Source organism: Streptomyces sp. SID8352, assembly GCF_009862265.1.
Classification (GTDB): Bacteria; Actinomycetota; Actinomycetes; order Streptomycetales; family Streptomycetaceae; genus Streptomyces.
Genome location: NZ_WWGX01000064.1, coordinates 38594 through 59981 on the forward strand (window position 1 = coordinate 38594; position 21388 = coordinate 59981).

Annotated in this window: 19 protein-coding genes; 5 read left to right on the forward strand and 14 right to left on the reverse strand. The window is 72.8% G+C overall.

Annotated features, from left to right (window positions below; translation table 11 throughout):
- The first annotated feature begins 226 nt into the window (after positions 1-226).
- Both GTY84_RS20040 and GTY84_RS20045 read left to right on the forward strand, forming a co-directional pair.
- Complete coding sequence (locus GTY84_RS20040) at positions 227-1690, forward strand: condensation domain-containing protein (protein WP_161227681.1); 1464 nt, start codon at positions 227-229, stop codon at positions 1688-1690.
- Complete coding sequence (locus GTY84_RS20045) at positions 1687-2403, forward strand: 4'-phosphopantetheinyl transferase superfamily protein (protein ID WP_161227682.1); 717 nt, start codon at positions 1687-1689, stop codon at positions 2401-2403. Before GTY84_RS20040 ends, GTY84_RS20045 begins: the two co-directional genes overlap by 4 nt.
- Before the next feature lie 460 nt (positions 2404-2863).
- Here GTY84_RS20045 and GTY84_RS20050 read toward each other — a convergent pair whose 3' ends face one another.
- A complete protein-coding gene (locus GTY84_RS20050; RefSeq protein WP_161227683.1) occupies positions 2864-3532 on the reverse strand; it encodes a TetR/AcrR family transcriptional regulator in 669 nt (222 codons plus the stop codon).
- A 156-nt stretch (positions 3533-3688) separates the two neighbouring features.
- Between GTY84_RS20050 and GTY84_RS20055 the strand changes: the two genes are divergently transcribed.
- Positions 3689-5137 carry an MFS transporter gene (locus GTY84_RS20055; protein ID WP_161227684.1) on the forward strand — a complete coding sequence of 483 codons (1449 nt, stop codon included), beginning with the start codon at positions 3689-3691 and terminating at the stop codon, positions 5135-5137.
- A gap of 191 nt (positions 5138-5328) precedes the next feature.
- Here the strand turns inward: GTY84_RS20055 and GTY84_RS20060 are convergent, their stop codons facing one another.
- The 10 genes from GTY84_RS20060 to GTY84_RS20105 form a co-directional block, all read right to left on the reverse strand.
- Positions 5329-6780 carry a serine/threonine-protein kinase gene (locus GTY84_RS20060; RefSeq protein WP_161227685.1) on the reverse strand — a complete coding sequence of 484 codons (1452 nt, stop codon included), beginning with the start codon at positions 6778-6780 and terminating at the stop codon, positions 5329-5331.
- A 356-nt stretch (positions 6781-7136) separates the two neighbouring features.
- Positions 7137-7772, reverse strand: a complete 636-nt coding sequence (locus GTY84_RS20065; protein ID WP_161227686.1) for a 3-oxoacid CoA-transferase subunit B — start codon at positions 7770-7772, stop codon at positions 7137-7139.
- On the reverse strand, positions 7769-8542 hold the full coding sequence (locus GTY84_RS20070) for a CoA transferase subunit A (RefSeq protein WP_161227687.1): 774 nt from the start codon (positions 8540-8542) through the stop codon (positions 7769-7771). Before GTY84_RS20070 ends, GTY84_RS20065 begins: the two co-directional genes overlap by 4 nt.
- Positions 8543-8591: 49 nt before the next feature.
- Positions 8592-9848 (reverse strand): branched-chain amino acid ABC transporter permease, encoded by a 1257-nt coding sequence (locus GTY84_RS20075; protein ID WP_202551448.1) that lies wholly within the window; start codon positions 9846-9848, stop codon positions 8592-8594.
- On the reverse strand, positions 9841-10740 hold the full coding sequence (locus GTY84_RS20080; RefSeq protein ID WP_161227688.1) for a branched-chain amino acid ABC transporter permease: 900 nt from the start codon (positions 10738-10740) through the stop codon (positions 9841-9843). The genes GTY84_RS20075 and GTY84_RS20080 overlap by 8 nt, the downstream gene beginning before the upstream one ends.
- Positions 10737-11519, reverse strand: coding sequence for an ABC transporter ATP-binding protein (locus GTY84_RS20085; RefSeq protein WP_161227689.1), 783 nt, complete (start codon positions 11517-11519; stop codon positions 10737-10739). Before GTY84_RS20085 ends, GTY84_RS20080 begins: the two co-directional genes overlap by 4 nt.
- Positions 11516-12319 (reverse strand): ABC transporter ATP-binding protein, encoded by an 804-nt coding sequence (locus GTY84_RS20090; protein WP_265295482.1) that lies wholly within the window; start codon positions 12317-12319, stop codon positions 11516-11518. The genes GTY84_RS20085 and GTY84_RS20090 overlap by 4 nt, the downstream gene beginning before the upstream one ends.
- Positions 12316-13563 (reverse strand): ABC transporter substrate-binding protein, encoded by a 1248-nt coding sequence (locus GTY84_RS20095; RefSeq protein ID WP_161227690.1) that lies wholly within the window; start codon positions 13561-13563, stop codon positions 12316-12318. The genes GTY84_RS20090 and GTY84_RS20095 overlap by 4 nt, the downstream gene beginning before the upstream one ends.
- A gap of 80 nt (positions 13564-13643) precedes the next feature.
- The gene (locus GTY84_RS20100) at positions 13644-14363 is read right to left on the reverse strand and encodes a peroxiredoxin-like family protein (RefSeq protein WP_161227691.1); all 720 of its coding nucleotides are present in this window, start codon (positions 14361-14363) and stop codon (positions 13644-13646) included.
- Between the two features lie 151 nt (positions 14364-14514).
- Positions 14515-15207: a helix-turn-helix domain-containing protein gene (locus GTY84_RS20105; protein ID WP_161227692.1), complete on the reverse strand. Its 693-nt coding sequence runs from the start codon at positions 15205-15207 to the stop codon at positions 14515-14517.
- Positions 15208-15399: 192 nt separating this feature from the next.
- Here GTY84_RS20105 and GTY84_RS20110 point away from each other — a divergent pair, with 192 nt between their 5' ends.
- Positions 15400-16995: an FAD-dependent oxidoreductase gene (locus GTY84_RS20110; protein WP_161227693.1), complete on the forward strand. Its 1596-nt coding sequence runs from the start codon at positions 15400-15402 to the stop codon at positions 16993-16995.
- Entirely contained in the window at positions 16992-17459 is a 468-nt protein-coding gene (locus GTY84_RS34010; protein ID WP_161227694.1) for an OsmC family protein, read from the forward strand. The genes GTY84_RS20110 and GTY84_RS34010 overlap by 4 nt, the downstream gene beginning before the upstream one ends.
- Positions 17460-18051: 592 nt before the next feature.
- On the opposite strand, the gene GTY84_RS20120 is transcribed toward GTY84_RS34010, so the two are convergent.
- From GTY84_RS20120 to GTY84_RS20130, 3 genes are read right to left on the reverse strand one after another with little or no spacing between them, the layout of a single operon-like run.
- The gene (locus GTY84_RS20120) at positions 18052-19005 is read right to left on the reverse strand and encodes an MBL fold metallo-hydrolase (protein ID WP_161227695.1); all 954 of its coding nucleotides are present in this window, start codon (positions 19003-19005) and stop codon (positions 18052-18054) included.
- A gap of 30 nt (positions 19006-19035) precedes the next feature.
- Positions 19036-20112 carry a mandelate racemase/muconate lactonizing enzyme family protein gene (locus GTY84_RS20125; RefSeq protein ID WP_161227696.1) on the reverse strand — a complete coding sequence of 359 codons (1077 nt, stop codon included), beginning with the start codon at positions 20110-20112 and terminating at the stop codon, positions 19036-19038.
- Positions 20109-21257, reverse strand: coding sequence for an alpha/beta hydrolase (locus tag GTY84_RS20130; protein WP_202551450.1), 1149 nt, complete (start codon positions 21255-21257; stop codon positions 20109-20111). The genes GTY84_RS20125 and GTY84_RS20130 overlap by 4 nt, the downstream gene beginning before the upstream one ends.
- Between the last annotated feature and the right edge of the window lie 131 nt (positions 21258-21388).

Sequence of the window (21388 nt, forward strand, 5' to 3'; positions counted from 1 at the left end):
CGGGCCACCGGGCCACCGGCCGCTCCCCCGCACGGCCCGCCCGTACGACCCCGCGTCGCCCACGGCACCTGCGGCACTCGCGGTCCGCGCACCGGGCGGCACACCCGTCCGCGTGCCCGGCCCGATCCACCTGCCCGCACGACACCCACGGCCCGCACGGACCACTGGTCCCCGGACCCGCACGACACGCACGACACGCACCGAACGACCCGCACAGGGGGATGAGATGACGCACCCGACACCCGATGCCGTCAGGCACCTGATCGCCTTCCGCGGCGACCGCGCCGCCACCGGCCCGGCCACCTGGGGCCAGCGGCACATCTGGCGGGACATCGTGGCCATGCTGCCCGACACCGCGTTCTTCAACGTCGCCCAGGTGACCTTCGTCCCGCCGGGTGTCGGCCTCCCCGGCGTACTGGAACAGCTGGCGGAACTGGTCGCCCGCCACGAGTCGCTGCGCACCCTGGCGGTGCCCGGGACGGACGGGGCGCTGGGGCAACGGGTCCTCGCCGAGGGCGCGTTCGAGACCGACGTCCTCGAACTGACCGGCGCCGAGCACGGCGCGGAGCTCCGCGTCCACTTCACCGAGGCCGCGCGGCGGCTGGAGTCCCGCGGCTTCGACACCACCGCCGACGTGCCCTTCCGGGCCCTGGTCGGCGTGCTGGACGGGGCGCCGCAGGCGGTCGTCCTGTGCCTCTCCCACTTCGCGGCCGACCTGACCGGCGTCCGGCTGCTGATCGCGGAGCTGGACGCGCTGCTGGCCGCCCTCGCCGCAGGCACCGCCCCGCCGCCCCGTTCCCCGGCCCGCGAGCCCCTGGAGCAGGCGGAGTTCGAGAACTCACCGGCGGGCCTCCGCATGGAGGAGAAGGCGCTCCGCCACTGGAGCACCCAGCTCGACCGGGCGCCGGCGGACAACTTCCCCCGGCCGCCCGGCGATCCGGAGGCACCGCGGTTCTGGCGCGGCGAACTGGTGTCGCGGGCGGTGCCGGAGGCCCTGCGGGCCGCCGCCGCGCGGCACCGCTCGACCGTCCCGAACGTGCTGCTGGCCGCCACCGCGACGCTGCTGGCCCGCGGCGAGGGCCTGGACGCCTGCGGACTGAGGCTGGTGACGGCCAACCGCTTCCGGCCGGAGCTCCACCACGCGGTGGGCAACCTGGCGCAGGAGGTGTTCGTGGCGGTCGACGTGTCCGGGGACTCCTTCGCGGACGCGCTGCGCAGCGTGTGGTCCGCCACCCTCGGGGCCCACCGCAACGGGCAGTTCCGCCCCGAGCGGGCCCGCGCCCTCACGGAGGAGGCGGGGGTGGCCGTGGACTGCCTGGTGAACGACCTCTGGTCGACGACCCGGGACGACGACGACCGCCCCGTCCTCGGCGCCGCCGCGCTCGCGGAGGCGGCCCGGGAGTCGGAGTTCCGTTGGGCGGACCGCCTGGAGCAGGACGAAGTGGCGTTCTTCCTGGAGACGTTCGATGTCTTCGGCGACCCCGGGCTCATCCGCATCACCCTGCTCGGCGACACCTCCCGGATGCCGCCCGCCCGGATCGAGGGCTTCCTGCGCGGCCTGGAGCGGGTGCTGCTCGCCCTGGCCGCGGGGGAGGTGGCCCCGGCGGACTTCCCGGCCGTGGCGGGGATCGGTGTCCCGGGTACGTCGGGCCCCGATCGGCTCGGTGTCCCGGGGCCGTCTCCCCGGTGAGCGGGGCCGTCGCGTCCGTGGAGGTCTGGCGGTTCCCGCTGGACCTCCCGGCTCCCGAGGTGGAGCGGCTGGCCGGGGTGCTCGACGCCCGGGAGCGTAAGCGGCGGGCCGGGCTGCGCGACCCGGTGCACCGGCGACGGTTCGCCGTCTCCCACGCCCGCACCCGGCTGGTGCTCGGGGAGCGGCTCGGTGTCCCTCCCGCGCTGGTGCGGCTGCGCTTCGGCCCGAACGGCAAGCCCTTCCCGGACGGCGGCACCGGGGCCGGGCGCTGGCACTTCAGCCTCTCCCACTCCGGCGACCTGGCGGTGCTGGCGCTGTGCGAGGGGCGGGAGGTGGGGGTGGACGTCGAGGAGGTCCGCCCGGAGCGGGACGCCGTCCGGTTCGCCGCCCGCTGGTTCCCCCCGGACGAGAGCGCCTGGGTGGCCGGGGGCGAGGAGCCGGACCGGGTGCACAGGTGCCTGCGGCTGTGGACCCGGAAGGAGGCGTGCGTGAAGGCGGCCGGGGGCCGGCTCGTGCGGGGCCTGGGACTGCCGGTGGGCACCGGGCCCCAGCCCCGGGTGGTCCACGGGCCGCCCGGGTTCCCCGGCACCTGGACGGTGGCGGACCTGCCCGCCGGGCCCGCCCATGTGGGAGCGGTCGCGCTGTGCGACGCCCGGCCGTTCCGGGTACGGGACCGCACGGCCGCCGGGAGCGCCGACCCGGGGCGGGGCTGACCGGCTCCTCGGCCCACGGGCAGGTGCTGGAGGCGTTCCCGGAGAGCCGGGCGGCGGTCCGGGCCTCCGGCCTCCAGCGGTCCTCCCGGGCCGCCGCCCGGTTCCCGCCGCCCCGCCGGGTTGCCGCCGCCCCTCCCGGCTTCGGCCGTTCCCGCCCGGCTCCCTCCGGGTCCCGCCGGACCCCGCCCCCGTCCCCGCCCGGCTCCCTCCGTCCCCGGCCCGGCTGCCCGGCGTCCGCCGCTGGCCCGGCGGCCGGCCCGGCCACCGCTGACGGTTCCCCTGAGCTGACGGTCCCCCTGACCCGGGCCCGGGCCACCTCGCCGCGGCCGGCCACGGGGAGCGCCGACCGGGACTGCGCCCCGCGCCTCTCCCGCCGCCCCGGCGGCACCCGCCCCGCCGACTGCCTCCGCCGCCCTGCAGACGCCGCCGCTCCTTTCGGCGGCGGACCCGTTGGCCCGTGTCAGGCGTCCGCCAGAAGTCCGCGCACCAGGGCCCTGAGCCCGTCCTGGTAGGTGTCCTCGGCGGTCAGCGGGGCCCAGCGGTCAGCGACCCCGGCCAGGCGCGGCAGTTCCTCCGGGTCCAGCCCGGCGAACACCTGCTCCCGGTAGGTCGCGCTTCCGCCGTCCGCGCGCCGCCGGGCCGCGGTCGTCCTGACCACGATCTCCCCGGCGGTGTAGTACCAGATCGCGCGGTAGCCGTGGACGGCCCGGTCGGGGGAGAGCCCGGCGGCGACCAGCCCGTCGACGATCTGCTCGACGAACCAGAGCGCCGAGGCGGACATCAGGTCGTCGGCCGTCAGCACCTCCACGATCCAGGGGCAGTCGGCGAGCGCCGTGTGGATCGCGGTGGCGGCGGTGACGACCCGTTCGCGCGGATCGTCCGGGGGCTCGAACCTGCGCAGGGTCCGCGCGGCGTAGTCGTCCAGGAGGAGGACGAGCAGCTCCTCCTTGTCGCGGACGTGGTGGTAGAGGGCCATGGGCGTGCTGCCGACCTCCGCCGCCAGCCGCCGCATGGTCAGCCGGTCTGCTCCGGTCTCGGCGACGATCCGGCGGGCCGCCCGGACGATCTCCTCCCGGGAGATGCGGGGCGGGCGGCCCGGGGCCTTGCGGGGTGCGGACGGCTGCGGCATGCCCCCATCATCCCCCCGGGTGCCGACGGACGGTGCCCGGGCCCGTCCGGGGGTTCCCCTCCGCCCCACGTCGCCTTGCACGCGCCCCCGCCGCACCGACCCGGCACTCAGGGACGGGAATTGTCAGACGGGTGTCGGGCGGCGTAGTTTTCTTACATGTATAAAAACTCTGGAACACGACCGGGAGTGGTGCTGGCCGCGGCGGCCGTCGCCCAGTTCGTCGTCGCCCTGGACATGTCCGTGGTCAATGTCGGGCTGCCCGCCATCCGCTCGGCACTGGGGTTCACTCCCCTCGGCCTGTCCTGGGTCGTGCACGTCTACGCGCTCGCCTTCGGCGGCGCACTGCTGCTGGGCGGGCGCGCCTGCGACCTCTACGGGCGGCGCCGGATGTTCGTCGCCGGGCTGGCCGTCTTCGGGCTGTGCTCACTGGCGGGGGGACTGGCCCAGACGCCCTGGCAGCTGATCGCCGCCCGTGCCGGGCAGGGCCTGGGCGCCGCGGCGACCGCGCCCGCAGCGCTGGCGATGCTCACCACCGCCTTCCCCGAGGGACCCCGCCGGGTGCGCGCGCTCGGGGTGTGGAGCGCGGTGAACGCCGCGGGCGGCGCGCTCGGGGTCCTGGCCGGCGGAGTGCTCACCGAGTACGCGGGCTGGCGCTGGGTCATGCTGGTCAACCTGCCCGTCGTCGCGCTGGCTCTGGCGCTCGTCCCGGCGGGGGTGCCCGCCGGGAGGCCGCCCGAGCGGCGCGAGCGGCTGGACGTGCCGGGCGCCGTCCTCGCCACCGGCGGGGTGGGCCTGCTGGTGCTCGGCGTCGTCCGCACCGAAGCCCTGGGCTGGGGTTCCCCGGTCACCTGGGCGACGCTCGCCGTCGCCGTCGCGCTGCTCGCCGGGTTCGCCCGCACCGAGGCGCGGTCCTCCGCTCCCCTGCTCCGTCCGGGGCTGCTGCTGAGCCGCTGGATCTCGGGTGCCAACATCCTGGTGTTCCTGGCCGCCGCCGGGCAGTTCGCGGCGTTCTACTTCGTCTCCCTGTACATGCAGCAGGTGCTGGGCATGGGCGCGGCGGCGACCGGGGTGGCCTTCCTGCCCTTCTCCGCGGGCCTGGTGGCGGGAACGGTCGTCGCGATCCGGATCACCGCGGCGCACTCCCCCCGGGCCTCCCTGGTGCCCGGCGCGCTGCTGGCCGCCGCGGGGCTGGCCTGGTTCTCGCGGATCGGACCCGACGGCGGATTCCTCACCGATGTCCTCGGCCCGTCCCTGGTCACCAGCGTCGGCGCGGGGCTGGTGCTGGCCCCGGTCGCCGCCGCCGCGACCACGGGCGTCGCCCGGGACGAGGCGGGCATGGCCTCGGGTCTCCTCAACAGCTCCCGCCAGCTCGGCGGATGCGTCGGTCTGGCTGTCCTGGCCACCGTCGCCGCGCACCGCACCGGCGCGGACACCGGTGCCGCCGCGCTCAACGAGGGCTACGCGCTGGCGCTGGCCGTCTCCGCCGGCCTGTTCGTGCTCGCGGCGGCCGTGGCGGTGTGGGTGCTGCCGCGCGGCCGGACCGCCGCGCTCCGTCCCCGCTCCCCCGCTCCCGCGGACGACCGCACGGAAGGAGTCCCCTCATGACCGCGGCCACCACCGTCGGCCCGTTCGCGTCGGCCCCGCGCCTCCACCGCGACGGCGGGGTCCCGGCCGCAGGACACCGGGCGGCGGGACGGCGCGCCCTCCGCGCCTCCCCGCCCGCGGCCCCCTCCCGGGCGGGTCCCTCCCGGGCGGGTCCCTCCCGGGCGGGTCCACGCCCCCGAGGGAGGAGCCGGTCAGTGCGTGTCGAACCCGGTGTGGGTCATGGTGGCCGCGATGCCCGCCACCTTCACGTCGACGACGACCTTGCCGCGGGTCCACTTGGTGGTCGTGCCGTCGGGCGCGCCCATGGTCTCCAGCACCGCCACGGTCAGCCGCTCCCGGTCCTCGGGCTCGGGATAGAAGACGACCATGCAGAACCGGCCGCGCTCGTTGAAGGCGTACTGGGTGTCCATGGTGATCCCGCAGAACGTCTCGGGGCCGAGGCCCGTGACCCACCACTCGCCGTTCTGCTGTCCGGCCCCGGCGAACCGTGCCCTGAAGTCGGCGACGCCCGCTCCCCAGGCCAGCCCGTTCCAGCCCTGCGTGAGGGAGCGCGCGTCGGTGGCCGGGACCGCGTCCACCGGCTCGTCCCGGCCCCGGCGGGCGGGGAACAGCCGGGCCAGTCCGCGGCGTCGCCGGGGAGCGGCGGGCGGGACGTGGGGACCGGTCCCGTAGACCCTGGTTCCGCTGTCGGGCGTGGCCGTCCGGGCGGAGGCCGCCCCGTCGGCGGCGGGCACCGTGGCGCCGGTGCCACCGCCCCCGTCCGTGTCCGGCACGCGGTGCGCGGCCCCGAACTCGCTGATCATGCCGGTGACCGGGGCAGGCAGCCAGTCCCCCGCGGAGGCGTCGCCGGAGACCGAGCCGAGGATCCCGGCGGCGGTGGGCCGGGCCTGCGGATCCTTCGCCAGGCAGGCGGCGACCAGGCCGCGCAACTCGTGGTCGACCAGGCTGAGGTCGGGCTCCTCCTGGACGATGCGGTAGATCATCGCGGCGGGGTGCCCGTCGCCGAAGGGGGCGCTGCCGGAGGCGGCGAACGTCAGCACGGAGCCGAGGGCGAACACGTCGCTCGCCGGGCCGATCTCCCGGTCGCCGCGGGCCTGTTCGGGCGACATGTAGGCCGGGGTGCCGGTGATCACCCCGCTGACCGTGTGCGAGGTGGCCTCCAGCGCCCGCGCGATGCCGAAGTCGATGACGCGCGGACCGTCGGCGGCCATGATGACGTTGCTCGGCTTCAGGTCCCGGTGGACGAGCGAGCACTGGTGGATGGCTTCGAGTCCCTCGGCCAGTCCGGCCGCCAGCACCCGCAGCGCGCCGGGCGGCAGCCCGCCGTGCCCGGCCACCACCGCCTGCAGCGAGGGTCCGGGCACGAAGGCGCTGACCAGCCAGGGCTGTTCGGCGTCGGGGTCGGCGTCGACCACCTGCGCGGTGAAGAACCCGCCGACCCGACGGGCCGCCTCCACCTCCTGGGCGAAGCTCCGCCGGAAGCCGGGGTCCGCCGCGTACTGGGGCCGGATCACCTTGACGGCCACGGGTCTCCCCCCGGCCGACCGCCCGAGGAACACCTGCCCCATGCCGCCGGCACCGAGCCGGCCCACGATTCGGTAGGTGCCCGCGCGGCGCGGATCGCCTGGCTGCAACGCTTCCATCGGTCCCCCTCGTCGGTCGGCCGGAGATCCTTCCAAGAGCCAACCCTATACATGGGGCATGCCCCGGACCGGACCCAACTCCCAGTCTTTTCAGTATGGTTGTGGGGAATCCGGGGTGAGTCGGTGGACGGATCACGAAGGCCGCGGGACGGCGGGCGGATCGGGGAGTCGGGCAGCGGGCCCAGGGAGCGGAGGCGGTGGGAAGGACGGGCGGCCGGATCGGGCACGGGGCGGGGCCTTCGGCGCGCACACCCGCCGAAGGCCCCGCACACCCCCACCACGGGCCGTCCGCCGAACGGCGCACCGCCCGTCGCACCCCCGACCCGCCGCGCCCGCCCCGCCCCGCCCGCCGGGGGTCACCCCACCAGCAGCGGCGGTTCGGTGGCCGCCCGCACATCGCTCTCGCTGACGCCGGGAGCCGTCTCCACCAGACGGAGCCCCTCCTCCGTGATGTCGATGACCGCCAGGTCGGTGATGATCCGCTGCACCACGCCCTTGCCGGTGTAGGGGAGCGAGCACTCGTCGACGATCTTGTAAGAGCCGTCCCTGGCCAGGTGCTCCATGAGGACGATCACCCTCTTGGCGCCGTGCACCAGGTCCATGGCGCCGCCCATGCCCTTGACCATCTTTCCGGGGATCATCCAGTTGGCGATGTCGCCCTTGGCGGAGACCTGCATCGCGCCCAGGATCGCCGCGTCGATCTTGCCGCCGCGGATCATGCCGAAGCTGGTCGCGGAGTCGAAGAAGGAGGCGCCCCGTCTGAGGGTCACCGTCTCCTTCCCGGCGTTGATCAGGTCCGGGTCGACGTCCTCGTCGTACGGGTAGGCACCGACGCCCAGGATGCCGTTCTCGCTCTGCAGCACCAGCTCCACGTCGTCGGGGACGTGGTTGGGCACCAGGGTCGGCAGCCCGATCCCCAGGTTGACGTACGAGCCGTCGGTCAGCTCGCGGGCGGCCCGCGCCGCCATCTCGTCGCGTGTCCAGCCGGTCATGCGCGCTCCCTCACAGTCCGCCGCTCGATCCGCTTGTCCGCCGCCTGCTCGGGTGTCAGGGGCACCACGCGCTGCACGTACACACCGGGTGTGTGGATCGCGTCCGGGTCCAGCTCGCCGGGTTCGACGAGTTCCTCCACCTCGGCGATGGTGAACCGCCCGGACATGGCCACCAGGGGGTTGAAGTTCCGGGCGGAGCGGTGGAACACGAGGTTGCCGTGCCGGTCGCCCCGCCAGGCCCGGACCAGCCCGACGTCGCAGACGATGGCGTCCTCCAGCACGAACTGCGCGGTCCCGTCCGGGGTCCCGAAGGACCGGATCTCCTTCGGCGGGGAGGCGACCGCGACCCCGCCGGCGGCGTCGTACTGCCAGGGCAGCCCGCCCTCGGCGACCTGGGTGCCCACACCCGTCCGGGTGTAGAAGGCCGGGATGCCCGACCCTCCCGCGCGCAGCCGTTCGGCCAGGGTGCCCTGCGGGGTGAGTTCGACCTGCAACTCGCCCGCCAGGTACTGCCGGGCGAACTCCTTGTTCTCCCCCACGTAGCTCGACACCATCCGCCGGATGCGCCGGGCCGCCAGCAGCCGGCCCAGTCCCCAGTCGTCGACGCCGCAGTTGTTGGAGACGACCTCCAGCCCGTCGACGCCCGCGTCCAGCAGGGCCTCGATCAGCACCGCCGGTATCCCGCACAGTCCGAACCCGCCCACCGCGAGCGACATTCCGCTGCGGATGTCGGCCACCGCCTCCGCGGCGGACCCCACTACCTTGTCCACTCCCACTCCTCCTCGGCCGGGCCGATCGGCTCGGCTCGGCCGTGTCGTGCTACTCGCTGCGATTGGGTGATTCGGACGTTCCGGCCCCCGGCTCCGGCGCCGGAGGGCCCGCGAGGAACCGGGGCGGCACCAGCCGCCGGACCCGTTCCGCGCCGGTGACGGACCGCGCCACCCGGCGGGCGATCTCCGTGAGGCCCTTGGGTTCGACGAGCATGATCACCACGATCAGCACACCGAACGCGAGCTGGGCGACCACCGACGGGGGGAACGCCCCGCCCGGGTCCGTGTCCAGGCCCGGGATCTGCGAGCCGTAGCGCTGCAGCAGCAGCGGCAGCAGGGTGACGAACAGGGCGCCGCCGACGGCACCGCCGAGGGAACCGACCCCGCCGATCACGATCATGGCCAGGAACTGCAGGGCCAGCATGAGGCTCCAGTACTCCGGCACCACCCGGCGGAAGGCCACGGCGAGCAGGACGCCCGCGAGACCGGCCAGCACCGCGGAGAACAGGAAGGCCATCGCCCGTACCCGCGCCACGTCGATGCCCAGCGCGGCGGCCTGGTGCTCACCGTCGCGGATCGCGACGAACGCGCGTCCGGTCCGGCTGTGCAGGGCGCGCCGGGTGAACCACCACGTCAGCGCCAGGGCCAGGGCGCACAGCAGCCAGAGCCGCTCCGCCCGTTCGAACGGAACGCCCCCGATCACCAGCTCCGGTTCGTTGCCCAGGAGTTCGACGCCGCCCACGGTGAGCGCGGGGACGGCGCGGCCGTTGAAGCCGCCGCTCAGCGCGGGCACCGAGAAGAGCACGTGCTGGCCGATGAAGACCAGGGCGATGGTGGCGACACCGAGGCTGATCCCCTTGAGCCGGGCCGCGATCGGGCTGCACAGCAGTCCGAAGACACCGGAGAGGAGCACCGCGGCGATCACCGCGAGGAACGGGGGAAGGCCGAGGCCCCACTGGCCGGATCCCGGTTCGGCGGCGAAGAAGATGTAGCTGTAGGCGCCGACCGCCAGGAAGAAGGAGTGCGCGAGCGAGAGCTGGCCGACCCTGCCGTAGAGCACGGTCAGCCCGATCGCGCCGATGGCGGTGGCCGCGGCGAAGGTGCCGAGGTTCAGCCAGAACGAACCGAGGTAGTAGGGGACGGCGAGGAGCACGGCCACCACCGCGGCGGCGACCAGCACCCCCTTCCACCACGACCCGGTCGGGAGCGGCCACCGTCGGCCGGTGCCCTGCCGCGTCGTCACGGCGGCGGACGCCGGGGCGTCCGGCACCGCGGGCTCACTGCGGATGACGACCTGCTCAGACACGACTCAACTCCTTCGCCCCGAAGAGGCCGTTGGGCCTCCACAAGAGGACCAACAGCATCACGACGTACGGCGCCACCGTCTCCAGGCCCTGGCCGAGGAACGACAACTGGTCGTGGTAGCCGAGGACCATCGATTCGGTCACCCCGACGATCACACCGCCGACGATCGCGCCCGAGGTGGCGCGCAGTCCGCCGATGATCGCTGCGGGCAGTGCCCGCAGCGCCAGGTGCGTGACGCCGCCGTCGAGACCCGGGCTGGGGAACGCGACGAGGAAGACACCGGCGAGGACGGCGAGCAGGCCGGCCAGGCCCCACGCGGTGGCGGCCACCCAGGAGAGGCGGATGCCCATCAGGGCCGCCGTGTCGGGCCGTTCCGCCGTGGCGCGCATGGCGATGCCGAAGTCGGAGCGCTGCAGCCAGAGCTGGAAGAGCCCGAGGAAGAGCAGGCTCAGCACCAGGGCGACCACCCGCACCTGCGGGACGGTGATGCCGGCGACCGTCACCAGGGAGTCGCCCCACGGATCGCCCGGGGGCAGGATGCTGGCGCCGATGCGGCGCTGCACCTCGGTCGCGATGGCGGTGTCCAGGCCGATGGTCATGATGCTCGCCGCGACCACCGAGTTGGTGCGGGTGAAGCGGCGGATGAGCAGCCGCTCCACCACCAGGCCGAGCAGCACGGTGAAGACCGCTCCGAGCAGCAGGGCCGCCCAGAACGGCAGGTCGTAGGTCGTGTAGGCGCTGGCCACCACATAGGTGCCCAGCATCAGGAAGGAGACCTGGGAGAAGTTGACGACGGACGACGCCTTGTAGACGATCACGATGCCGAGGGCGACCAGCGCGTAGAGCGCCCCCACCGAGATGCCCGAGATCAGCAGGCTCATGAAGAAGTTCATGCCGTCGCCTCCGCCGCTGTTCCGAGGTAGGCGGCGACGACCCGCTCGTCACGGCTGACGACGGACGGCTCGCCGGAGGCGATGACCGAGCCGAAGTCCAGCACGGTGAGGCTGTCCGCCAGTTCCATCACCAGGGGCATGTCGTGTTCGACCAGGAGCACGCTGAGGTCCCTTTCCGAGGCCAGTCGCTTGATCACCCCCGTCATCTCCACCTTCTCGTGCGTGTGCAGCCCGGCGGCCGGCTCGTCGAGGAGCAGCAGCTTGGGGGTGGTGGCGACGGCGCGGGCGAGGTCGACCCGCTTCTGGAGCCCGTAGGGCAGGTCGGCCGCGAGCGCGTTGAGGTACTCGGTCAGACCGAAGTAGGCGGCGGCCTCCTCGGCGACGGCACGTGCCTCGCGCTCCGCGCGGCGCTCGTGCGGCAGCCGCAGCCCCGAGGCGAGCAGTCCGCCCCGGCCGAAGCGGTGCTGCCCGATCATCAGGTGCTCGGCGACGGTGAGATCGTCGAACATCGAGGCGTTCTGGAAGGCCCGCCCGACGCCGAGCTGGGCGATCCGGTGGGGGCGCTTGCCGATCAGGTCGACGCCGTCCAGGGTGACCGAGCCGGTCTGCGGCCGGTAGAGCCCGGACAACACGTTGAACAGCGAGGACTTGCCGGCCCCGTTGGGGCCGATCACGGCGTGGACGGTGCCGGGTTCCACCTCGAAGGTGACCTCCGACAGCGCCACCACGCCGGTGAAGCGCAGGGTGACGTCCTTGACGCTCAGGGATGCCCCGGTCATCCTGCCCCCCTCACCTGTTCGCCCGTCGGCACCAGATCGCCTCCGAGATAGGCACGCTGCACGTCCTCACTCCGTTTCAGGTCGGCCGAGGCCCCCTCGACCACGACCTTTCCGCCGGCGAGCACATAGGCGTATTCGGTCAGTTCCAGTGCCACATGGGCGTTCTGTTCGACGATCAGCACCGAGGTACCGCCCTCGTTGATCCGGCGGACGATGCCCGCGATCTGGTCGACGATCTTCGGTGCCAGGCCGAGCGAGGGCTCGTCGAGCACCAGCAGCCGGGGGCTGGCCATCAGGGCCCGGGCGATGGCCAGCATCTGCTGCTCACCGCCCGAGAGGAGGCCCCCCGCCTGGTGCCTGCGTTCCCCGAGAATGGGGAACATGTCGAAGGCGCGTTCGAGGTCGGCGTGGGTCCCGGACCGGTCCGCCCGCTTGCCGTAGCGCCCGATGCGGAGGTTCTCCTCCACGCTCAGGCTGGTGAAGATCTGCCGCCCCTCCGGCACCTGCACGATCCCCATGCGCACCCGCCGGTCGGCGGGGACCCCGTCGAGCGGCAGGCCGTCGTAGTGGATCGACCCGGAGGTCTGGCGTCCGCCATGTCCGACCAGCACACCCGAGATCGCGCGGAGGGTGGTGCTCTTTCCCGCGCCGTTGCTCCCCAGGAGCGCCACCGCCGAGCCCGACCGCACCGTCAGGGAGACCCCGTTCAGTGCCACGGTGGCGGCGCCGTAGTGGGCGCCGACCCCGTCCAGGGCCAGGATCGGGGGCGGCGACTCCCGGGAGAGGTCGGGGGAACTCACTTGGACCCGTACCCTTCGGTGTTCTTCCCGACGAAGCCCTCCGTGACCGGGTCGAGGCCGCCCTTGACCGAGGTCGAGGGGCGCAGCACGTTGATGCTGCGGGACGGGGTCTCACCGTTGCTGCTGAAGTCGAGGGCGACGGTGGCGCCGTCGGTGTCGACCTTGCCGAGCTTCTGGTAGGAGTCCCACAGGCCCTCACGGGAGACCTGGTCGTCCTCGCAGGCCGCGGTGATCGCCTGGTCCATGATGCTGGACGCCGCGTAGCCGAGGACGACCCACATGCTGGCCGGGACCTTGCTGCCGGACTTGCCGTACAGCTCGGCGACCTTCTTCGCGGCGGGGGTGTCGCCGGAGAACGGGATCACACTGCTGACGACCAGCGCGCGCTTCTCCAGAATCTTCGCCGCGTTGGTCTCAAGGAGCTGGGGCGCGAAGGCCGGGGCGGAGGAAATGATCGGGACGTCCAGCCCCTTGGACTCCGTCAGGCTGGCGAGCGAGGCGAGCTGCGTGGGCGAGGCGTTGATGAAGATGGCCTTCACCTTCTTCGCCTGGAGCGCGGCGACCTGGGAGGTCACGTCGGTGACGGAGGGGTCGATCTGGGAGCCGACGACCTTGACGCCGTTCTTGCCCGCGGAGTGCTTCAGCCCCTCGAAGGCCGGCTCACCGTAGTCGCCCGCGAAGTAGATGTGGCCGACGGAGTCGCCGGACTTCACCGTGCCCTGCTCGACGAGGTAGTCGAGGGCGCCGACCATCTCGACGCTGTAGTAGGTGCCCGGGATGATCAGGGCGTCGGAGGCGCCGAGCACCGGTGACCAGCTCATGGCCACACCGATGATCTTCTGCTCCTCCAGTTCGGGGAGGACGGCCGAGGTGGGCGGCGAGCCCACGGTGACCTGGTAGGCCAGCACGTCCTTGTTCAGCTCGCCCGCCAGGGACAGCGCCTTCTGGGGGTCGTACCCGTGGTCGCGGGTCGCTATCTCGACCTTGCGGCCGCAAGTGTCACCGGTGCGGTTCTTCTCGTCCCAGTAGAGCTTGACACCGAGGTTCTGCTGCTCGTCGATGGCCTTGAAAGGACCGGTGATGTCGGTGAGCACACCAAGGGTGATCTTGTCCTTGGTGACACCGGGCGAGGAGTCCACGGAGGTCTTGCTGGTGGAACAGGCGGTGAGGGTCAGCCCTCCCGCGAGGAGGAGCGTGCCGATTCCTCTGACCCGGCTGCGGCGTCGAACAATCTGGTGACTCATCTTGAATTCCTTCTGGCCGTGGACGATTTGGTTGCACGTGTCATCAGCGCGCCCACCCGCGCGGGCATCTCGTGGGACGGTCAGGAGCGTTCGGCCTGGATCTCCCGGATCGCGGCCAGGGCGTCGGCCGGCTCCATCCGGGTGCGGTAGGCCATCGAGACGTGCCGTGCGCGGACACGCCCCTCGGGGTCGATCACATAGGTCGCCGGGACCGGCAGGCTGAACCGGCCGTTGGGCTGCTGGCGCGCCAGCGCGGCGAGGGTGCCCTCGAGCATGTGCTCGGTGATCCCCTCGGGCAGTTCGAAGCGGATCCGGTAGGCCTCCAGCACGTCCTGCTCGGCGTCGGAGAGGACGTCGAAGGCCAGCTCGTTCTTCTCGGCCATGGACAGGGTGTCGTCCGGGCGCTGCGGGCTCACCGCGACGAGACTGGCGCCGGCGCTCTCGAACTCGGGGAGGGCGGCCTGGTAGGCGCGCAGCTCCAGGTTGCAGTAGGGGCACCAGGACCCCCGGTAGAAGATCAGAACGACCGGGCCCTTGGCAAGGCGTTCGGAGAGGCGGACCTCTCCGCCGCGGGCGTCGGGCAGTGTGAAGTCGGGAGCGAGGTCACCGATCCCCAGTCCCGGCACGAGCCCCTTGGCCTCGATCTCCTCGAATGCCTCGTTGATCGCCTTCTTGGCCTCGTCCGGGCGCTTGACCGTGGCGGCGAAGTCGGCCAGCTGCTGGCTCAGATTGGCCAGGGACCCCTCTCGCGCGCTCTGGGCGGAGGCGTTCTCCGACGGGGTGGAAGAGGTACCGACCACAGCTTCTCCCTAACCGATAAACGAATGAACCGTTCGTTAAACGAGAACACAACACTGGGGCCGGAAGCCTGTCAAGAGGTGAAACATGGGGGAAAACAACGATGAGGTCCCGGGACCACCGTCCCGGGACCTCACCTCCGAAGGCCGACGCTCAGCCGGCGGCCAGCGACAACGCCTCCGCCAGTCCGAGCACCTCGGCGGTCAGCGTGCCCAGCTCGGACGCGCGCGAATCCGGGACCACCAGCCCGACACTCGCGTCGACCTGCCCGTTGACCACCACCGGCGCCGAGATCCCGGTGTACCCGGGAACCACCACACCGGTCGTGACGGCGTAACCCAGCTCCCGGGACCGGGCGATCTCGGCGCGCTCCCCCTCGACGGGCTCACGCCCCGCCAGGATCGCCACCCCGTGCGCCGCGAGGTCCAGGGGCCCGCGGGCCCCCACCCTCATCCCCACCCGGAAGGTCGCGGAGGGGGGCTCTATCGACAGCAGGGTGACCACCTCGTCGCCGTCGGCGATGTGCAGCACCGATGTCGCCATCGTCCGGTCGGTCGCGTCCCGCAGCATCGGCTGGGCCACGGACACCAGATCGCGCGCCACCATCCGCGCCAGCCGGAACACGCTGGTGCCGACGATGTACCTCCCGTCGGCCAGCTTCGACGCGAAACCCCTGTGGGTGAGCGTCACCAGCAACCGCGCCGCGATGGAGCGATGGACCCCGATGTACTGGGCGACCTCGGTCGCCGTGAACCCCTCCGGGGCGGTACCGAGGTACTCCAGCACCCGCAAACCACGATCGAGGGTCTGGGCCAACTCCCCCGGCGCCTTCGCTTCGCCCGCCACGTGTCTCCTCCTCTGAACCAACCGCGCCGCCGACGCCAGCCGTTGCGGCGCCGGATCGGGCTCCGACGCACCAACCTTACCGACGCCCCTTGACAACCCATGCCGACGCCCACTTAATGGGTCCTACTCAATATTAGAACGGACCGCCCGATTATCGAAGAGAGTGTCCCCGTGCAGCGTGACTCTGCTCCTGTGATCATCATCGGAGGCGGCCCGACTGGGCTCGCCACCGCCTCCCTGCTCGCGCGCGCTGGCATCCGCAGCACCGTCCTCGAGCGCCGGAACACCCCCAGCTGCGGCCAGTCCCGGGCCGTCACCGTCCAGGGTGACATTCTGTCCCTCTACGACCGGATGGGCATCGCCGAAGAGATCCGGGCCAACGGCGCCCGCTGGTCCCTCGGCCGCACCTACTACGGCGACGCCGAAGTGGTGACGCTCCGCTGGCCCGCCCCGGAGACCTCTCCGAACCCGCCGTTCGTGAACTTCCCCCAGTTCCGGATCGAGGAGTTGCTGCACGAGCACGTCTCGGCAGCGCCCGAGGTCACACTCGTCCACGGTGTCACCGCCTCCGTCGTCGACCCCGGGGAGAAGGGGGAGACGGCCGTCGTCCGGTACGAGGACGCCGACGGCGTGACCCATGAACTGAGCGCCCCGTACGTCATCGCCGCGGACGGCGTGCGCAGCCCCACCCGCAAGGGCCTGGGCATCGAATTCAACGGAGAGCGCACCAACGGCCACTTCCTGGTCTGCGACTTCCGCGGCGCGGTCCCCTTCACCAGCGAGCGCCGCCTCTGGTTCTCCCCTCCGTTCTATCCGGAGGGCATCGTGCTGATGCACCACATCGGCCAGGACACCTGGCGCCTCGACTGGCAGGTCTCCCCCGACCTCGACCCGGACGAGGAGAACCGGTCGGGACGCATCACGCAGCGGATCGCGGACGTGCTCGCCCACGCCGGTGTCGGTCCCGTGGAGACGGAGATCCTCCGCTGCAACGGCTACACGTTCCAGCAGCGCCGCGCCGAGTCCTTCGGAAAGGGCAGGGTCTTCCTCGTCGGCGACGCCGCGCACGTGGTCTCCCCGTTCGGCGCGCGCGGCATGAACTCCGGTATGGAGGACGTCGCCAACCTCGTCTGGAAGCTCGCGCTGACCCTGCGCGGAGAGGCGGGGGAGGAACTGCTCGCCTCCTACGAGCACGAGCGCGCCGCCGCGGCGACCCACCACGTGGCGATCACCGGCGAGTCCATGAAGTTCATGACGCCGGGCACCGCCGAGGGCCTGGCCGTCCGCAACGAGATCCTCGCCGCGGCGGCCGCCGACGGCGGCCAGGTGGCCCGGGTCGACAGCGGGAAGCTCTACGAGCCCTTCCCCTACCGGGACTCCCCGCTGACCTCCCCCGCCGACGACGACGGCTCCGGGCCGCGCCCCGGCGACCTGATGCCCGACGTCCTGGTCTCGTCCGGGGGCGAACGGCGCGCGCTCCGGCACCTGCTCGACGGCGACTTCACCCTGGTCCACGTGCCCGCGGCGGCAGGAGCGGCGCTGCGGTACACCACGCCCGCCCACCCCGACACGGACCGCCTCCCGGCCACCTCCCTGGTCCACGAGGAGGACAGCGGCCCCGTGCTCCGGGCGGCGCGGGACCGCGTCTACCTCGTCCGTCCCGACTGCTACATCGCGGCGGCCTTCACCGCCTCCGACGACTGGCGCACCGGGGTCCGGGCCGCCCTGGACCGGGCCCTGGGCCACCCCGTCACCGACACCCCCCGAGTGGAAGCGGCTTCCCTGTGAGCGACGACATCGTCCAGAGCATCGAGGTGTCGGTACGCCCGGCACCCGGCCGTACGAAGATGGTGCGCCTGCCCCTGGCGGGCGAGGTGCCCATGGGCATGCGGGACGAGATCAGCGCCCACTACCGGGTGGACTCGGCCGACGTGGCCCCGAACGCCACCACGCTCGACTACCTCGTCGGTGCCGCCGCCGGCTGCCTCACCGGCACCCTGGGCGGCATGCTGGGCGCCCTCGGCCAGCCCGTGCTGGACGGCGCCCTGACGACCTCCGCGCGGGGCACCGTCGTCCGCGACGGGGGCGTGCTCCGCATCTCCGCGATCCACGTCCGGTACGAGCTGGAACGCGCGCCCGACGTCTCCGTCGAGGACATCGAGAAGGTGCACGACCGGCACCACCGGCACTGCCCGATCGCCCGCAGCATCGGCGGGTCGATCGAACTGACCAGCGAGATCACCATCCTCTGAGCCGGGACGGCCGAGAAGGCGGGTGAGGGTCCCCCTCACCCGCCTTTCGCGTTGCCGGGGAAAGTCGGCGAAGGGGCGCGGCGCGGCTACGGGCCGGGGACCGACCGGGGCCGAGGGCCGGGCGGGGCCGGGGACCGGGGCGGGGCCGGAGCCCGCGGCGGGGCGTGCGCACCGGCCGGCGCCTGCGCCTCCCGCACGTCCGCCGTGGCACGCCCCGTACGTCCGACCCGGGGCGCGGCCGGGCGCCGTGCACGGGCTCGCGCGCGCCCGCCGCCACGGAGGGCCGGGGCGGGTGTGCACACGGGCGTGCACGGCGGGGACGGCACGGGCGGCGTGGCCGCGACGAGCGGCGACGTACACGCCGCACGGGGCCCGGGCCGGACGGCGGCACCGGCGGCCCCGGGCACGGTGCGCGAGCCCGGGGTGGGCACGGCACACGGGGCACAAGGGATGCACGGATGGACCGGCAAAGGGGTACGCCCGGGGAAGTGGTCCCCGGGCGCACCCCTCATCATGGTGTCCCCTCCGCGCGGTGTCCCCTATATAGAGGGGACACCGCGCGGCACGGAACATGCCCTCCCCGGGCCGGGGCTCAGGTCAGCCTGTCCCACACCTCGTGGTCACGCTCGACGGTCCAGATGGCCGGGGCCTCGCCGTCCAGCTCCTCCCAGACGCGCTGCACGTCGAAGACCATGGCGTGCTCGAAGACGGGCATGCCACCGTACTCGGGCAGCAGCTCGGCGCGCGCGGCCTGGTACGCCTCACGGATGTCACCGCCGGCCTCCTTGACCTTGGCCACGGCGGTGAACATCCGGCTGATGAAGTCGCGCGTGAGGTGGATGGCCTGGGCCACCTCCTCCTTGCCGCGCGCGATCCGGCCCCGGCCGCCGACGAGCACCTCGGTGTCGAACTCCGCCACGCGGTCCAGGGTGCCGGTCATCCAGTCCTGGTGGTAGGCGTCTCCGGTGTAGACGGCCGACCCGTTCTCCACCAGGTCACCGGCGAAGAGCACCTTCTGGGAAGGCACATAGGCAACGATGTCCCCGGAGGTGTGGCCGTTGCCGACCCAGTTCAGCTCCACGGTCCCCCGGTCGCCGCCGAGGTCGATGCTGAGGTGCTTGTCGAAGGTGCGCGTGGGCCAGGTCAGGCCCGGGATCTCCTCGTGCCCCTCGAAGAGCCGCGGCATCCGGCCGAACTCGACGTCCCAGTCCTCCTGGCCGCGTTCGCGGACCAGGCGCTCGGTCTCGGCACAGGCGATGATCTCCTCGGCCCCGAAGGCCGAGGCGCCCAGGACGCGCACGGCGTGGTAGTGCGAGAGCACCAGGTGCTTGACCGGCTTGTCCGTGTGCTCGCGCAGCCGGTCGAGCCAGCGGCGGGCCATCAGCGGGGTCGCGCGGGCCTCGAAGCAGACGAGGAAGTCCTCGCCCTCGATGGCGCCCACGTTGGGGTCGCCATCGGCGGTCAGGGCCCAGATGCCCTCACCGACCTGCTCCAGGGTCTCGGTCTTGGCGGTGGTGTCTCCGGTCGATGCGAACGGCTTGGCCACGGCCTGCCTCCTTCATCCATGCGTAGGTGGTCAGATGCGGTATTTCTCGAGCAGACCCTCATCGAAACACAGCCCGTGTCCGGGCCGGTCGGGCGGCAGCGCATGGCCGTCCCTGATCTCGATGGTCTCGGTCAGCACCCCGTCGATGAGCGGGAAGTGCTCGACGTACGGGCAGTTCGGCACCGCGAGCGCGAGGTGCACGTTGAGTTCGGGCAGGAAGTGCGGTGACAGGACGGCCGAGCCGGCCTCGGCGACGGCCGAGACGCGCAGCCACTCCGTGACACCGCCGCCCAGCGGAGGATCGGGCTGCAGGACCGAGGCCGCGTCGCGCCGCAGGTACTGGGCGAACTCGAACCTCCCCTGCAGGTGCTCGCCGACGGCGACGGGCACGCCGCCGCGCTCCGCGAGCTGCCGGTGTCCCTCGATGTCGTCGGAGCGCAGCGGCTCCTCCATCCAGTAGACGCCGAGATCGGCCAGTCGCCGGGCCATCCACAACGCGGTGGGGAGGTCCAGCCGTTCGTTGCAGTCGACCATGATCCGCACGGAGGGGCCCAGCGCCTCGCGCACGGCGGCGACGCGGCGCACGTCCTCCTCCGCGCCCAGCGCTCCCGCCCGGAGCTTGACGGCGTCGAGGCCCTCGGCGACGTAGGAGCGGGAGCCCTCGATCAGTTCGTCGATGCTCATCGCGTGCGTGGCACGGCCGCTCCCGTAGATGGGGACGGTGTCGCGGTGGGCACCGAGGTGCCGGTAGAGGGGCAGTCCGGCGCGGCGTGCCCGGAGGTCGTGGACGGCGATGTCGAGCCCGGAGAGGGCGGGGAGCGCGTGGCCGCGGCCGAGGCGGTGGGTGCGGGCCCATGCCTTCTCCCAGGTCGCGGGCCAGTGGTCGAGCGCGGTCCCGAGGCACAGGTCGGTGAGGTCGTGGTCGATCAGGTGCCGGACGGCGCCCGCGCCGCCGGTGAGCCCGAAGGTGAGGCCGAGGCCCTCGGCCCCCTCGTCGTCGGTCACACGGACCAGGATCAGATCGACCTGGGTGGCGCCGGAGCCGCCCCGGCCGGCGCCCAGCGGAATGGCGTGGTGGCTGGTCGCGATCCGGGCGATCCTGCTCACAACACCTCCCGGACCCAGTCGACGAGCACCTCGGACATCTGACGGGTCAGTTCCGTCTGGCCGTTGAGGTAGTGCTTGCCGCCGGCGATCGGGGTGATCCGCTTGCGGTCGTGCCGCACGCCGTCGTAGAGCTGGCGCGCGTGCTCGGGGAAGCATGCCTGGTCGGCGGTTCCGTAGATCACGTGGACGGGGACGTCCACGCCGCCCATCCGCGTCGGCCCGTCGCCGTTCGAGGTGCGCATCGACCACTGGGAGAGCCAGGACTGGAGCGAGGTGAAGTGCCCCAGGGTCGTCGGGAGCAGGTTCGCCACCGCGGGCTCGCCCCAGAGCGTGCCGGGCTCGCGGTCGGTGGGGTCGATGGACAGGTCCACGTTGCGCGGGTCGGCGCAGGTGGCGTGGACCACCATCGGCGCGTCCATCAGGGCGCCGTCGGTCCGCTCGACGATCTCGGCGATCCTGGTTTGGGCCAGCTCGGTGATGCGGTGGTTGCGTTCGAGCTGGGCCGCGCGGTACGTCGCGACCCATTCCGGGTCCAGGGGCACTTCGCGCCCCTCGGCGAACAGGTCCAGCTCAGGGTCCCGGTCGAAGGGGGCGTTCTCGTCGCGGACCGCCGGGTCGAGCATCTCGGCAAGGAGGTTGGCCCGGCCTGGGTGGGCCATGAGGGTCACCAGCGCGTCCGCCGGGGGCAGTTCGCACTGGGTGAGGTCCGGTCCCGCGCCCCCGGGCGAGGAGGTGATGGTCGCCTTCCCGGCCTGCTCCTGGTAGAGGGAGATGAGCCCGCCACCGCCGGAGTTGCCGACGAGAACGACCTTGTCGTAGCCCTCCAGCCGCAGTTGGCCGATCACCGCGGCGATGTCGAGCACGCAGTTCTCCAGGAGGAGGACGGTGTCGTTGCCGATGTACCGCGTGGTCATGGCCACGGCGTCGACGCCGCGGTCGGCCCATGCCTCAAGGGCGTAGTGCCCCAGGAAGTTCGATGAGGGGTGCACGACCACGACGGCCGTGTCGGCACGGCGTCCCTCATGGGCCCGTACCCGGGTGCACCAGAGGACTCCGGCCATCCGGGCGACGCCGGAGTAGACCTCGCTCGGACGGGCGCCGGTACCCATCGGCACCATGAACAGTTCTCGCTGCCGCACAGCCATTCCCACATCCGATTATCGAGCTTTAGCTTCGTTATTTAGGCAAGCTCAAGCTACACCTATACGTCGGCAACCTGTCAACACTCCGCACCCCGTTGACAGCACCGTCGACCTGACACATACTCTCGCTATTC